The 14,738-nt window shown below is 50.9% G+C and carries 14 protein-coding genes and 1 tRNA gene; 4 read left to right on the forward strand and 11 right to left on the reverse strand.

Annotated features, from left to right (window positions below):
- Positions 1-22 precede the first annotated feature (22 nt).
- The 3 genes from ING2E5A_RS07620 to ING2E5A_RS07630 all read left to right on the forward strand — a co-directional run bounded on the left by ING2E5A_RS07620 (position 23) and on the right by ING2E5A_RS07630 (position 4,239).
- Positions 23-952, forward strand: coding sequence for a family 43 glycosylhydrolase (locus ING2E5A_RS07620; protein WP_231960467.1), 930 nt, complete (start codon positions 23-25; stop codon positions 950-952).
- Positions 949-3,000: a glycoside hydrolase family protein gene (locus ING2E5A_RS07625; protein ID WP_071136893.1), complete on the forward strand. Its 2,052-nt coding sequence runs from the start codon at positions 949-951 to the stop codon at positions 2,998-3,000. Before ING2E5A_RS07620 ends, ING2E5A_RS07625 begins: the two co-directional genes overlap by 4 nt.
- 81 nt (positions 3,001-3,081) lie before the next feature.
- Positions 3,082-4,239, forward strand: a complete 1,158-nt coding sequence (locus tag ING2E5A_RS07630; RefSeq protein WP_083373252.1) for an aldose epimerase family protein — start codon at positions 3,082-3,084, stop codon at positions 4,237-4,239.
- 73 nt (positions 4,240-4,312) lie between these two features.
- Here the strand turns inward: ING2E5A_RS07630 and nth are convergent, their stop codons facing one another.
- The 5 genes from nth to ING2E5A_RS07655 all read right to left on the reverse strand — a co-directional run bounded on the left by nth (position 4,313) and on the right by ING2E5A_RS07655 (position 9,554).
- The gene (gene nth, locus ING2E5A_RS07635; protein WP_071136895.1) at positions 4,313-4,972 is read right to left on the reverse strand and encodes an endonuclease III; all 660 of its coding nucleotides are present in this window, start codon (positions 4,970-4,972) and stop codon (positions 4,313-4,315) included.
- 5 nt (positions 4,973-4,977) lie between these two features.
- Entirely contained in the window at positions 4,978-6,543 is a 1,566-nt protein-coding gene (locus tag ING2E5A_RS07640; RefSeq protein ID WP_071136896.1) for a M81 family metallopeptidase, read from the reverse strand.
- A gap of 275 nt (positions 6,544-6,818) precedes the next feature.
- Complete coding sequence (locus ING2E5A_RS07645) at positions 6,819-8,147, reverse strand: IS1380 family transposase (protein WP_071135938.1); 1,329 nt, start codon at positions 8,145-8,147, stop codon at positions 6,819-6,821.
- Between the two features lie 101 nt (positions 8,148-8,248).
- Complete coding sequence (locus tag ING2E5A_RS07650) at positions 8,249-8,959, reverse strand: 16S rRNA (uracil(1498)-N(3))-methyltransferase (RefSeq protein ID WP_071136897.1); 711 nt, start codon at positions 8,957-8,959, stop codon at positions 8,249-8,251.
- A complete protein-coding gene (locus tag ING2E5A_RS07655) occupies positions 8,952-9,554 on the reverse strand; it encodes a bifunctional nuclease family protein (RefSeq protein ID WP_071136898.1) in 603 nt (200 codons plus the stop codon). Before ING2E5A_RS07655 ends, ING2E5A_RS07650 begins: the two co-directional genes overlap by 8 nt.
- Positions 9,555-9,699: 145 nt before the next feature.
- Between ING2E5A_RS07655 and ING2E5A_RS07660 the strand changes: the two genes are divergently transcribed.
- Positions 9,700-9,775: transfer RNA gene (locus ING2E5A_RS07660), tRNA-His, on the forward strand.
- A 96-nt stretch (positions 9,776-9,871) separates the two neighbouring features.
- Here ING2E5A_RS07660 and hisIE read toward each other — a convergent pair.
- The 6 genes from hisIE to hisC are packed head-to-tail and all read right to left on the reverse strand — an operon-like array spanning position 9,872 to position 14,730.
- A complete protein-coding gene (gene hisIE / locus ING2E5A_RS07665; protein WP_071136899.1) occupies positions 9,872-10,459 on the reverse strand; it encodes a bifunctional phosphoribosyl-AMP cyclohydrolase/phosphoribosyl-ATP diphosphatase HisIE in 588 nt (195 codons plus the stop codon).
- 5 nt (positions 10,460-10,464) lie between these two features.
- Positions 10,465-11,229, reverse strand: a complete 765-nt coding sequence (gene hisF / locus ING2E5A_RS07670; protein ID WP_071136900.1) for an imidazole glycerol phosphate synthase subunit HisF — start codon at positions 11,227-11,229, stop codon at positions 10,465-10,467.
- Positions 11,230-11,253: 24 nt separating this feature from the next.
- Positions 11,254-11,973 (reverse strand): 1-(5-phosphoribosyl)-5-[(5-phosphoribosylamino)methylideneamino]imidazole-4-carboxamide isomerase, encoded by a 720-nt coding sequence (gene hisA, locus ING2E5A_RS07675; RefSeq protein ID WP_071136901.1) that lies wholly within the window; start codon positions 11,971-11,973, stop codon positions 11,254-11,256.
- A 27-nt stretch (positions 11,974-12,000) separates the two neighbouring features.
- Complete coding sequence (hisH, locus tag ING2E5A_RS07680) at positions 12,001-12,579, reverse strand: imidazole glycerol phosphate synthase subunit HisH (RefSeq protein WP_071136902.1); 579 nt, start codon at positions 12,577-12,579, stop codon at positions 12,001-12,003.
- A 1-nt stretch (position 12,580) separates the two neighbouring features.
- Complete coding sequence (gene hisB / locus ING2E5A_RS07685; protein WP_071136903.1) at positions 12,581-13,672, reverse strand: bifunctional histidinol-phosphatase/imidazoleglycerol-phosphate dehydratase HisB; 1,092 nt, start codon at positions 13,670-13,672, stop codon at positions 12,581-12,583.
- A gap of 20 nt (positions 13,673-13,692) precedes the next feature.
- Positions 13,693-14,730 (reverse strand): histidinol-phosphate transaminase, encoded by a 1,038-nt coding sequence (gene hisC, locus ING2E5A_RS07690; protein WP_394332601.1) that lies wholly within the window; start codon positions 14,728-14,730, stop codon positions 13,693-13,695.
- Positions 14,731-14,738 lie beyond the last annotated feature (8 nt).

The following is a 14,738-nucleotide window of genomic DNA, read 5'->3' on the forward strand; positions in this document are numbered from 1 at the left end:
TCCTTCACCCCAGGACGAGAACATGGTCTACCGGAATCCGGTGGTCGACCGGAGCCTCCCCGATCCGACGGTAATCCGGGCAAAGGATGGTAACTTCTACCTCTATGCCACCGAAGATACCCGAAATACTCCCATTTTCCGCTCTCCGAACCTGGTGGACTGGACCTTCGTGGGTACCGCCTTTACCGATCAGACCCGCCCCAGCTTTGAGCCCAAGGGGGGAATCTGGGCGCCGGACATCAACTATATCAACGGCACCTACGTACTCTATTACTCCATGTCGGTCTGGGGTGGTGAGTGGACCTGCGGAATTGGCGTAGCAACTGCCGACAGCCCCGAGGGACCCTTCACCGATCGCGGCAAACTGTTTCGCAGCAACGAGATTGGCGTACAGAACTCCATCGACCCCTTCTACATTGAAGAGAAGGGAAAGAGGTACCTCTTCTGGGGCAGCTTCCGTGGCATCTATGCCATCGAACTTGCTGACGACGGATTGAGCGTGAAGCCGGGTGCCGAGAAGCGACAGATTGCCGGTACGGCTTATGAGGGGGTGTACATCCATAAGCGAAATGGGTACTACTATCTGTTCGCTTCGGTGGGAAGCTGCTGCGAGGGGCTAAAGAGTACCTACACAACCGTCGTCGGCCGTTCAAAAAACCTGTTTGGTCCCTATACCGACAAGCAGGGACGTTCTATGATGGAGAACCATCATGAGCTGCTGATCCAGCGGAACAGCCGTTTTGTGGGTACTGGCCATAACTCGGAGATCGTACAGGATAGCAAGGGGCAGGACTGGATGTTCTACCACGCCTACTCGGTGGAGAATCCGAAGGGGCGCCGTCTGATACTGGACCAGATCAGGTGGAAAGAGGGATGGCCCTATGTGGTAGATAACAGCCCATCGTTTATGGCCCCAAGACCAATTTTTAACAATCAAAACAATATCAAATGAAAAGATACCCTAAATTCCTTTGTGTGCTGTTTGCGCTACTGATCTGGAGTACACTACAGGCAACGGCCCAAGTGGGAGAGAATCAAATCAGCTCATCCATCGCAATAAAAACACCTGGTAACCCCGCGATACGCTACTCCCTGCAGGGGGTAGAGAGAGGTAAAACCACCCGTCTGAAGGCCGACCGGGAGATTCCAGTGGTGATTACACGAACGGTCAAGGAGAACCGGGTCTCCTCAACTCTTCAAGGCACCGAACATGTGATAGAGGTGGAGATCAAGGCCAAAGAAGATCTTTACTTCAACTTCAAGCAGTGGTTCGATACCCGGTATGCCCATGACGACTGCCAGTTCTACATGCCCGGTTTCTGGTATCGCCGTAACCTTCGCTCACCCAAGGAGGCCCCATCGTTCCATACTTCCGACAGCTGGACGGTACGGGAGGATAGGCTGAGTGTGCCGATGACCGCCATTTTTAATGAGAAGTCGGGTGCCTACACGTCGGTTATGCGAAAGGACGATTTCAAGCATGATGCACTGACCACCCACAAGGAGGGTGAAGTGATCATTTCGGGCATCACCTCCATCGGCTACACCGGTTTCGAAAACAGGGAGGGCGATGCCATGCTCTCATTCGGATACCCATACCAGGAGACTCCGAAGAGCTATATCCGCAAACTTACACTGGCTCCTTCAGTCGAGGCATTCCAATTCCTGGAAAAAGGGAAATCGATCAGGTTGACCTGGATGGTGAAATCGGGTAAAGCAACCGATTTTTCAGAGCTTATCCGCAAGTCGTGGGAGTACTGTTACGACACTTGGCGTCCTGAACCGGTCACCATATCTTTCAGCGATGCGTTTGTAAAGGAGATCCTTTCACAATATTTTACCCAGAGCTTTGTGGAGGACTATCCCCTGAAGTTCACCTCCGGTGAGGGACTTCTCGTGGCAACCAGCGAAAGCGTGCCGCGTGCGGAGATCGGTTTCGTGGGTCGGGTACTGCTCAATGCTTACAACGCACTTGAGTATGGGTTACAGCACAACCGGCCGGAACTGGTCACCAACAGCTATACCGTTTTCGAGAGCTACCTGCAACATGGTTTTACCCCCAACGGTTTTTTCCGTGAACATGTCTACTACGACAAGGAGACCGAGGCAGCGAACTTAAGCATCCGGCGTCAATCGGAGGGGCTCTACGCAATGATGCATTTCCTTCAGTTCGAGAAGGAGAATGGCCGGAACCATCCGGAATGGGAAGCGAAACTGCAAACCTTGCTCGACCGTGTCCTGCTGTTGCAAAACGAGGATGGCAGTTTCCCGAGGAAGTTCAACGACCGTCTCGCCGTCAAGGATGCGAGCGGCGGAAGTACCCCGTCGGCCACCCTTCCCCTGGTGATGGCATACGCCTATTTCAAGCAACCGAAATATCTTGATGCCGCCAAGAAGACAGCCGATTACCTGGAACGTGAGATCATATCGAAAGCAGATTATTTTTCCTCTACCCTCGACGCCAACTGTGAAGATAAGGAGGCATCGCTCTATGCGGCAACTGCAATGTATTACCTGGCACTGAACTCTACGGGTGAGGAACAACAATGGTATGCCGACCTTTGTCGTAAAGCCTCCTACTTTGCCCTCTCCTGGTATTACATGTGGGATGTGCCGTTCGCAAAGGGGCAGATGATAGGTGACATCGGACTGAAAACCAGGGGATGGGGCAACGTTTCGGTTGAAAACAACCATATCGACGTCTTCATCTTCGAATTTGGGTCGGTCCTCAACTGGCTATCGGAGAGATATAGTGAACCCCGCTTCAGCAATTTCGTGCGGGTAATCTCGTCATCAATGCGCCAGCTGCTGCCGTTTGAGGGACACATGTGCGGAATATCCAAGATCGGCTATTACCCGGAGGTGGTGCAACATACCAACTGGGATTACGGCAAGAACGGGAAAGGGTTTTATAACGACTACTACGCCCCGGGCTGGACTGTGGCCTCACTCTGGGAGCTGCTCTCTCCCGGTCGCGCCGAGAAATTTTTTTCAAAATAGGGTAGATTGTAGTTGAAATGATCTAATTTTGTCTTACTTGGTTAGACCGGATACTCATTATAATATAAAAAAGAGAATAACATGATGAAACTAAATCGTTTAACAGCATGGGTCGTAGGCGTAGCCGCCATGATCGCCTGTACGCCCAATCCAAAAGGAACCCCCGAAGAGCCCACCACGCTCTCGGGTTTGAAGAGAAGTCATTTCCAGTCGGTCGTAAATGGTGACTCCACCGACCTCTACGTATTGAAAAATGCCAACGGGGTAGAGGTTACCGTTACCAACTACGGGGGACGTATTGTGTCGGTGATGGTGCCCGACAAAAACGGTACGCTGCAGGATGTTGTCTTGGGTTTCGACTCAATCCAGGGTTATACCAGCGTTCCCAACAACCTGGGAGCCACCATTGGCCGTTACGGAAACCGTATCGCACATGGTAAGATAACAGTCGCCGGGGTTGAGTACCAGCTCCCGCTGAACAATTTTGGACATACGTTGCACGGTGGTCCGGAGGGTTATGATACCAAGGTGTTCAAGGGAGTACAGCCCGACAGTCAGACGGTTGTGCTGACCTACCTCTCGGTAGACGGCGAGGCCGGATTTCCCGGTAACCTGAATGTGCAGATTACGATGAAGCTGACGGACGACAACGCCATCGACATTCAGTATGAGGCGGAGACCGACAAGGAGACAGTTGTCAACCTGACCAACCACTCCTATTTCAACCTGAGCGGTGATCCCAACAATACTGTTCTGGATCATCTCCTGACCATCTATGCCGATAGTTATACCCCGGTTGACGACACCTTCATGACTACCGGAAAGATTGAACCGGTTAAGGGTACACCCCTGGACTTTACGGTTGAGACGGCTATCGGCGACCGGATCAACGACACCACCTTTGTTCAGTTGAAGTACGGCAGGGGATATGACCACAACTGGGTATTGAACGCCAAGGGAGATGTCTCGCAGCTTGCTGCAACCGTAGTCTCTCCGGTTACCGGAATCCAGCTGGATGTCTACACATCCGAGCCGGGCATGCAGGTTTACACCGGTAATTTCCTCGACGGGACCATGACGGGAAAGAGGGGAATTGTCTACAACAAGCGGAGTGCCATCTGTCTGGAGTCGCAGAAATATCCCGATTCGCCCAACAAGCCAGAGTGGCCTTCACCATACCTGAAGCCGGGTGAGAAATATACCAGCCGTTGCATCTACAAGTTCTCGGTGAGACAGTAATTGACAGGCTGAAATAAATGACGGGAGTGTTGTTCAAAACAGCACTCCCGTCTTCTTTGAAGTTATCTCCGGCTTAACCCTGTCCGTGCCGTCCGGCAATCTCCTTCTGATAATATTTGCACCAGTTTTTCAATCCGCAGATGTCACACTTGGGTTTTCGTGCAATACAGACATATCTGCCGTGCAGGATCAGCCAGTGATGAGCCCGAGACAACAGCTCTTCGGGGATATGTTTGACAAGCTCGCGTTCGGTTTCAAGCGGCGATTTCGAGTTGTCCGTCAATCCAATCCGGTTCGAGACCCTGAATACGTGGGTATCTACCGCCATGGCAGGGAGATCGAACGCAACGGACAATATCACGTTGGCCGTCTTTCTGCCTACCCCCGGAATGGTGAGCAGTTCGTCGAGGGTTGATGGTATCTCGCTGTTGAAATTGTCAACGAGCCTTTTTGCCATGCCGACCAGATTTTTGGCCTTGTTGTTGGGATAAGAGCAGGATTTGATATACTCGAAAACCTCATCTGGCGATGATGCTGCCAGCACCTCCGGGGTTGGAAATGCCTCGAAGAGTGCCGGTGTGATCTGGTTTACCCGTTTGTCGGTACATTGTGCCGACAGGATAACGGCTATAAGCAACTGGAAGTTATTGCCATAATGAAGTTCTGTCTCAGACGACTCGGCATTCTCCTGAAACCAGTTGATCACATGGGTGAAGCGCTCTTTTCTAGTCATCGCAATTATCTCAATATCTCATCCGACAAGGGAATAAATCTTGCACTCAAGTCGGGATCGGCCATATCGGGATCCAGCGGAAAGATGGGGCGATTGAGTCGCTTGTAGTCCAGACGGAGCAGGTCCTGATCCACACCACCCGGGGTCATCGCCATCAGCCAGTCGGCCCGCATCTCGTAAAGTTCCGGCTCGAGATAGCCGATCTTCACCACCACGATGTCGGTTTCCCGCGGATTCAGTCCCAGTTTGGTGAAATCCTTTTCGATATGGTAGGCCATCCGCCGTTCGGTAACGATCACCGAGATGTTGCCGGTCTTGACCACCACCTCTGTTTTGGCATTGGGGTGCCCTTCATAAATGGCGGTAATGGTTCCCTTTATCCTGACGGGAGGGGCGAACCGGTGGTCGACTACGGCACCGGCCGTCGCATCGATCGTGCCGCCTACGCCGATCTCCTTTGCCAGCCTCACAAATTTTGCATCGGGTATGGAGGCATAAATCAGCGATTTGGCGTTGGGTCGCTGAAACTCTGGCCTTTTCAGTATCTCATGCAGTGTCCAGGTGACATCGCCTGCACCACCGGCAGTGGGATTGTCCCCCATATCGCTAATGATAAACGGTTTCTTGTCGCTCGCCACAGCCTTGTCGAGCGCCTCTTCCAGATAGACGGTGGGCGCTACAAATTCAAACTCATTCCTCACGCTCCAGAAATGGGTTGCCAGCTTCTCGGCCGCTTTTCCCACTGCCTCCTTGTCGTCGCCGTAAGCGACCACCACGCCGTGGTTACGGGGTTCATCCGCCCAGGGATAGGACATCCAGATGGCAGCGTCGATCACCTTATCCTTGTCGATCACTGTCGGTATCTGGGCATAGAGACTCTTGCCCGGTTCGATGCGGGTACTGGTCTTTTCACCCGGGAGCAGGATGGGTACGGGAATCCACGCCTTGTATGCCGGTTTCCCCTTTCCGTTTTCAAGACGATCGAGCAGGTTGGTTACCGCCCGTTTTTTCGATTCGATGGCATCCTCGTGCGGAGCCATCCGGTAACAGGTGATCAGGTCGCTATTCTGTATCAGGCGGGGGGAGACACTTCCGTGCAGGTCCATCGAGGTGGAGATCAGTACGTCGGTGCCCACCAGATCACGGATACGCAGCAGGAAGTCCCCTTCGGGATCATCCAGACCCTGAACGCTCATTGCCCCGTGAATATCGAAGAAGATGGCATCCAGCGGCAGTTTCGCCTTTAGACTGTCCAACGTTTTTGAAACCAGCGATTCGTATGCCTCGCGGGTCACGATGCCGCCGGGCATGGCATGTCCCCGCAGTGTGGGAAGCCATACGGCACGGTCGATGATACCCGAGTCGGGAGCAAAGAAGGGGTAGTAGGTGAAAACGCTGTCGCCATATCGTGCCCGGAACGCCTCCTCGTTGGAAACGGCGGGCGAAAAGGTGCTCGACTCGATGGCGAGTCCGGCAATGGCAATCCTCGGGAGCTCCTTCTTGCCACTCTCACAACCGATGATTGCGAACAGCAGGGCTGCAAGGAGAAATGTTGAAAAAATCTTATTCATCTCTTTTTGGTTTTTTGTTTGACTTAAAAATCTCATTTAAAATTCCCAACTCAAGTTAATAGTTTTCAAAGCGGAATTTCTCTTTTTTTTCGAGAGATACCGTTTTATTTTCTTTTCATCTTCACTGTTTCTTGCACGTTTAACGTGTTGATTTACTTTTTATGGTGGCGTTTTTATATATATTAACATTACCACTCTTCCAAGGCATGGCAATTCCTTGTCATAAACCCTTTTACGACACGAAAGATGGCGATGGACGATTAAGTGAAAATCCGTCATCCGGTCATCGTTGTCGTTATTCGCTGCTCAAAATCACGCCACCCCGCTTTTCGGTAATACTCCTTAGGCATTTTTACCGTGACCTGCCTGCCGGATTTCACCACTTTACCCGGCACTCGGATAAACCATTCTCGGAAGGTAGAGTGCTCTTGACGCCAAACCCAAAAGTCGCCCCGGTATCGCATGAGCACCGATAAACTGTAGGCAAATGACGAAAGTTGCCAAAGAATATCGTTTACCCAAAAATCATGCGTGATGGTTTTTCCCGCACAAAGCGAGTTTTTGGTTTGCTCGATCCAATTCTCACTCTCTGATCGGGATCCATAAAGGGTATGGAGCTGCAAGGCATCCAATCCTTTCAGGTTCGAGCAATAGCAAAAGTACTCATACTCGGGTACAAATTGTTTTTCGCCAAAATAATCGACTTCAACCATTTGCTTTATGATGCGCACGGCATAAAACATGCGGGGATTCCTCCAACCGCTACATTGATGTGTAAACTGACAGGTCGCCGTCCGTGGGCCAATCGGCTGCCAAGTCTGCCCGGCAAGTAAATCTTTCAGGTTTTTCAGCTTTACTTTCACCAAATATTCATGTTTACCGTCTTCTAACAAATTAAATAATCCACCATTGAAAAAACCGCTGTCGGCCCTGAAAAACACCTTCTCCACCTTTTGGGGAAGAGCGGCCAAGGTTTCTTTGACAAACTCACAAACTCCGTTTGAGGTGTAAGCTGAACCCGGGCGGAGCCATGAATTGACAAGCAGTTTCATCTCCGTGACAAAACATAAGATGGGGTGATAGCTTTTCGAACCCTTCTTATGCGAGTTATAACCCACCTCAGCCCCTTGTTGGTTGCCGTAAACGGTAAATGTGCTTGAGTCGCAATCAAGTGTCAAGCGGCTTAAACCGCAACGGGAAACTTGCATGCCTGTAAAACCCAACAACAGCTCGTGAAGCGAACGGGCGCCCCTTTCACCCAAACCTGTCAAATGGCGGCGTATGGTGTCCTCGTCAATGTTCTTGGGTAACTTCAACAAGCGGGCAACCAAGGCGTCAAAGGTGAAGTTTTCAATCCGCTTCAAACGGTGAACACCGCACAACGATGCCAACAGGATACTTGAGAGTATTTGGGCTGTGCTGAAACGGCTTGCATTGTGCCGGATGGTTGGGAAAAGATGTTCCAGCCGGCGATAAATGCCACAATGGTTGATAAAATCAGAGGTTACGCTTAACCCTGAATATGACGTTAATTGTTCTGAACTGAACTCTTTCTTTACTGAACTGGCAGTAAATGAGATTTTTTTACTATTTTTGTATTGCATGTGTCGGGTGAGTGTTATTTTTTATTTAACACCTTAAAGATAAATACTTTATCTGGCACATGCAACTTTTATTTGAGACTTTTAGGTTTGATTAAATGTTGCTACCGTGCATTCAACACGTGAATGGTATGGCAGGCCAACAGAGAGGCCGTTTCGGTTCTTAAACGGTTCTCTCCCAGGCTTACCGGTTCAAACCCGAGATCGAGGGCCTGTTGAACCTCTTCTTCACTGAAATCACCTTCAGGGCCGATAAGTATCAAGGCATCCTCCCCCTTCCGGCAGGTTTTGGCCAACGCCATCTTGTTGGGGTCGGGGCGGCAATGTGCGATGAATTTTCGACCTGTAAACGGGTTTTCTACAAACTGACGAAAGGGGATCATAGGGTCAATAATGGGCATGACTGCCTGTTGCGACTGCTTCATGGCCGAAACGACAATCTTTTCCACCCTTTCGCCCTTCAGCTCCTTCCTTTCTGAAAAACGGCAAAGCAAAGGCGAGAAGCGGTCCACCCCCAATTCGGTCGCCTTTTCGGCAAACCACTCTATCCTGTCAATGTTTTTGGTGGGCGCAAAAGCTATGTGCAAGGTGAAGTCCCAGCTTTTCGGGCGGGGAATCTCCTCGTCGATACTCACAATACAATGTTTGGGATGAGCCTGAAGCAGCGTGCAGGGGTAGAAGAATCCCTTGCCGTCGGTAACGGTCAGCTTGTCGCCCTCTTTCATCCGCAGTACTTTTACACAGTGCTGTGATTCCTGCTCCGGCAGCTGTTGTGAAACCCGGATCCCGGGTGAGTAAAAAAACGTATCAGCCATTTTCTCTTCCCTGCCGGCGGTTTATCTCGTCGCGAAGCTTTGTCGCCAACTCGTAATCCTCAGCTTTTACAGCCTCTTCCAATCTTTTTTTAAGCGTGTCGATCTTCACCTCCTCGATCTTTTCCCCGATCTCTTCCACCTCCATCTCCCTGTTCTGGAGATCAGATGAGAGCACCTCCTGCTCATCGAACACAATGGCCATATTCTGCATGATGGTCTCAGTAGTGTAAATGGGCGAATGGGTACGCAATGCAATGGCCACGGCGTCGGATGTGCGGGAATCGATGCGGTATTCCCTGCCGTCCTGTCTTAACAGCAACTCCGCAAAGAAGGCACCCTCTTCGAATTTGTAAATAAAGACCTCGAGCAACTCGATGCCCAGAGAGTTGAAGATGTTGTATACCAGATCATGAGCCAGCGGGCGGGGAGGGGTCATGTTCTCCATTACAATGGCAATGGATTGCGCTTCGGGTGTGCCAATCACAATCGGTAACCGCCGTACACCATTCTCCTCGGCAAAGATAAGTGCGTAAGCCCCGGCCTGTACCTGACTGAAAGAGATACCCAGTATCGAGAGTTTAACTTTTTTAGTCACGACTTTTGATCTTTATCGGTTGTAACATCAAAAATACAATTTTAAAACCAGAAAAAGGGGTGCCACAACTATTTTTTTTGATTTTTTGGAGAATTGTTGTTGCATTTGAAAAAAAATAATTATCTTTGCACCCACTTTATGACATGGTGGTTATAGCTCAGTTGGTTAGAGCGACGGATTGTGGTTCCGTAGGTCGCGGGTTCGAGTCCCGTTTTCCACCCGAATTCACTGATAGTAAGTGTTTTCTCTTTTAGATTTGTTTTAGGTAATCACGTATTTCACATACGTGATTTTTTTTTTGCACCAACCCGAGATCTCTACCTGTGTCGTCCTTGCAAAACAGCCTCAATATCTTCCAGCTTTAACGACTTGGTCTTCAGCAGGATCAGGAAGTGGTAGAGCAGGTCTGCCGCCTCGTTCTTGAAGAGATCGATATTGTTGTCTTTCGCTTCGATAACCAGTTCTACTGCCTCTTCCCCCACCTTTTGTGCCACCTTGTTCACCCCGCTGTTGAAAAGCCTGCTGGTGTAGGACCCCTCAGCATTGCTCCCGATCCGTTGCTCGATCACACTCTCCAGTTCGTAGATAAACCCTTTGGCAATCTCACCTGAAAAACAGCTTGTGGAGCCGGTATGACAGGTGGGACCCTGCGGAAGCGCCTTGATCAGCAGCGTGTCGTTGTCGCAATCTTCAAGAATCTCATCTACTACAAGATAGTTACCGGAGCTCTCCCCCTTGGTCCACAACCGGTTTTTGCTTCGGCTGAAGAATGTCACCTTGCCTTCCGATCTGGTCTTTTCGAGTGCCTCTTTGTTCATATAGCCGAGCATCAGCACTTGCAATGTATGGCTGTTCTGAATGATAACCGGAACCAAACCTCCGGATTTTTCGAAATTGATTGTCATGATTTTTATGTTTGTTGGATTCTTACTTCAACTTGTTGTTGTCTCAGGAATTGTTTCAACTGGGGAATGGCAATTTCTCCAAAATGGAAAATGCTGGCCGCCAGCGCGGCACTGGCCTTTGTCTGCTGAAAGAGATCGGCAAAATGGTTCATGGTGCCTGCACCGCCCGAAGCGATGACCGGGATGTTCACCCCGGCGGAGATGGTAGCCGTGATATCGAGAGCAAAACCGTTTTTGGTTCCATCGTTATTCATCGATGTCAACAGGATCTCACCGGCGCCACGACGCTCCCCCTCCCTTGCCCAGTCGACTGCCCTAAGCGGGGTGGGGGTTCTGCCCCCGTGGATATAGACTATCCATTCATCATGTTCCAGTTTCGTGTCGATAGCCAGAACAACGCACTGGCTGCCAAATTCCGCCGCAATCTCCGTGATGAGTTCGGGATGTTGTACCGCCGCCGTGTTGATGCTTACCTTGTCGGCACCCGCCTTGATGATCGCCTGTGCGTCTTCCAGCGAGTTGATTCCGCCCCCTACGGTAAAGGGAATGTTGATCTCCCGGGCAATCTTTTCAACCAGTTCCGTCAGGTTCTTACGTTTCTCAACGGTGGCCGTAATGTCGAGAAAGACCAGTTCGTCCGCCCCCTCCCTGACATAACGTTTAGCCAGTTCCACTGCGTCGCCGGCATCGCGGAGTCCGACAAAGTTTACCCCTTTCACCGTTCGCCCGTCCTTGATGTCGAGACAGGGAATAATTCTTTTCCTGAGCATATCGTTTGATATTTTAGTCTCACGTTACAGAAACCCTGCAACGCGTAATTCGTTCAGTTCTATCTTGCCTTCGTACAACGCTTTCCCGATGATGGCTCCTTCACATCCCAGCGCCTTCACCGCCTTAAGGTCGTCAATTGATGTTATGCCGCCGCTGGCAATCAGCTTGACGCCGGTCGCCTGCAGTATCTCCGCATAGAGTTCGATGGAAGTACCTTGCAGCATACCATCCTTCGATATATCCGTACAGATCACAAAGCTAACCCCTTTACGTTCGTAACCGGCAATGAAATCCACCACATCCAGGTCAGATTCCTGTTGCCATCCGTGAGTGGCAATTTTTCTGCCATGACTGTCGGCACCCAGGATGATCTTGTCGGCACCGTATTGGTCCAGCCACTTCAGAAAGAGATCGGGGTTCCGGGCCGCAATGCTTCCTGCGGTAACCTGTGCGGCTCCGTTTTCGAAAGCAATACGCAGATCCTCGTCACTTTTGATTCCTCCTCCGAAGTCCACCTGCAGTGAAGTGGCAGTTGCAATTTTTCTTAGAACATCCTTGTTTACAATGTGATTCGATTTTGCTCCATCCAGGTCGACCAGGTGCAGGTAGCCGATTCCGCTCGCTTCAAAAGCCTTTGCCACCTCTACAGGATCTTCGTTATATACCTTTCGGGTGCTGTAGTCGCCTTTGGTCAGGCGTACACACTTCCCGTCGATGATGTCTATGGCTGGAATGATTCTCATGCGTTCTCTCCTTTGAATGGGTAGCTTTTAGAGTTTCAAAAAATTGCCCAGTATCCTCTCGCCGACACTCGCCGATTTCTCGGGATGAAACTGTGTGGCAAAGAAATTCCGGTGCTGCATGGCCGCACTGAACGGCAATATGTAATCGCACGTGGCGATGGTCTGGCTGCAGATTTCGGCATAGTAGCTGTGTACGAAATATACCGTATCTTCGCTGCCAAAGCCGTCGAACAGCAACGATCGCGTCTGCTTCAGGTCGTTCCATCCGATATGTGGAACGATGTCGGTTGTCGGAAATCTCTTTACTGAGGTGTCGAAGAGTCCAAGGCAATTGGTGTTTCCCTCTTCCGAATGGCGGCACAACAGCTGCAGTCCGAGGCATATTCCCAGTACGGGCTGTTCAAGCGATCTGATAAGCCTGTCCATCTTCCGTTCCCTCAGGTACTCCATGGCCGACGATGCTTCACCTACGCCGGGAAAGATCACCTTCGCGGCCCGCCTGATCTCTATCTCGTCATCGGTAACGGAACAGTTGTATCCCAACCGTTCCACCGCATTCTTTACCGATGCGATATTGCCTGCGTTATATTTGACAATGGCTATCATGTTACAGTACTCCTTTGGTGCTGGGGATACCCCCCTCTTCTCCACGTTCCACGGCCATCCGGACCGATCTGGCAAATGCTTTGAATATCGCCTCCACCTTGTGGTGGTCGTTATGCCCTTCAGCTTTGATATTGAGGTTGCATCTGGCGTTATCGGAGAAGGATTTGAAGAAGTGGAGAAACATCTCGGCAGGTACATCGCCGATCATCTCACGGGTGAGATCGACATTCCAGACCAGCCAGGGACGACCGCCGAAATCGATTGCAACCTGCGCCAGACAGTCGTCCATCGGCAGCAGGAAGCCGTATCGTGCAATCCCTTTCTTTTTTCCCAGTGCCTGCAGGAAAGCCTCGCCGAGGGCAATGGCCGTATCTTCAACCGTATGGTGCTCATCGATATGCAGATCGCCCTTGACCCGTATGGTCAGGTCAACCTTCCCGTGGCGTGCAATCTGGTCCAGCATATGGTCGAAGAATCCCAGTCCGGTCGTAATCTCGCTTTTTCCCGATCCGTCGAGGTTTACCTCCACAAAAACATCGGTCTCGGAAGTTGATCGTCGCACCACACCTCTTCTTGGCTCCTGTTTCAGGAAGGCGTAGATCTCCCCCCAGTCGGTTGTTGAGAGTACGGCATCACTGCACTTTTCCCGGTTCAGGTATATCGCTTTACAACCGAGGTTGCGGGCCAGCTGGAGATCGGTTTTCCGGTCGCCGATTACGTAAGAATTTTGCAGGTCATACCCCCCTTTCATGTAGTGGCTCAACATTGCCGTTCCCGGCTTCCGGGTGGGTAGCTGCTGGTGCTCGAACGAGCGGTCGATCAGGATGTCGCTGAAATAAATTCCCTCGTTTTCAAAAGCCCGCAGCATTTTGTTGTGTGCCGGCCAGAAACTCTCTTCGGGAAACGACGCCGTTCCCAGACCATCCTGGTTGGTAACCATCACCAGTTCGTACTCCAGTTCCCGTGCAATCCGCGACAGGTACTGGAATACCTTGGGGTAGAACTCCAGCTTCTCCAGGCTGTCGACCTGATAATCGACAGGAGGCTCGATGATCAATGTACCGTCACGGTCGATAAACAACACTTTTTTCATGATCAATATACTATTTTCATTCACCTTGCAGAACCATCCAGAAGGTAGAGCTCCTTCAGCAGTTGCCTGTTTTCGTCGGGAGTGCCGACGGTTATCCGTACACAATTTGTCACCTGAGTAGTGCGGTTGCGGATAATCACCTGCTTCTCCACCAGATGCCTGTAAACCCGGTCGGCATCCGAAACCTCTACCAGCAGGAAATTGGCATCCGATGGGTAGATCCTTTTCACGATCTTCAGTTTTGCCAATTCTTCGACAAGGTGGCTGCGCTGCTGAAGGATGATGTTGCGGCGCTTCTCAAACTCATCTGCATCTGCAAGCGCTTCCAGTGCCGCCTGCTGGTTAAGCACGCTGACGTTGTAAGGCGGTTTGGTCTTCTCCAGCAACGAGATGATCTTTTTCCCCGCAAAGGCCATTCCAATGCGTACTCCCGCCAATGCCCACGCCTTACTGAACGTCTGCATCACGATAAGATTGGGATGGCTGCCGATCTTCTCTTTTAGGCTGTACTCCGGGCAAAAATCGATATAGGCTTCGTCTGCCACCACGATCCCGTTAAACCTGTCGAGCAGTTTCCCGATATTGTTTAACCTGTTTCCAGTAGGATTGTTCGGCGAGCAGATGAAAATCAGCTTTACCGAGCTGTCCGAACCGGCCGTTTGCAGAATCTTCTCCAGATCGAGCTGGAAGTCGTCGGTCAACGGAATCCGGTGCAATCTGACGTTGTTGATGTTGGCCGACACCTCATACATGCCATAGGTGGGAGGGCAGACGATGGCGCTCGACTCTCCAGGTTCACAGAAGATCCGGTAAATCAGGTCGATCACCTCATCGCTTCCGTTGCCGATAAATATCTGATCTGCCGATATCTTCTTGATTTCCGACAACTTGCTCTTTAATGCCTTCTGGTGAGGATCAGGATATCGGTTAAGGTTCCCGTAGGGATTCTCGTTTGCATCGAGGAAGATGCCTTCACTGCCTGAAAACTCGTCGCGGGCGCTGGAGTAGGGTTTAAGCGCCAGGATATTGGGGCGTACAAATTTTGTTATATCGTCTATCATCTATC

The sequence above is a fragment of the Petrimonas mucosa genome, assembly GCF_900095795.1.
Taxonomy (GTDB): domain Bacteria; phylum Bacteroidota; class Bacteroidia; order Bacteroidales; family Dysgonomonadaceae; genus Petrimonas; species Petrimonas mucosa.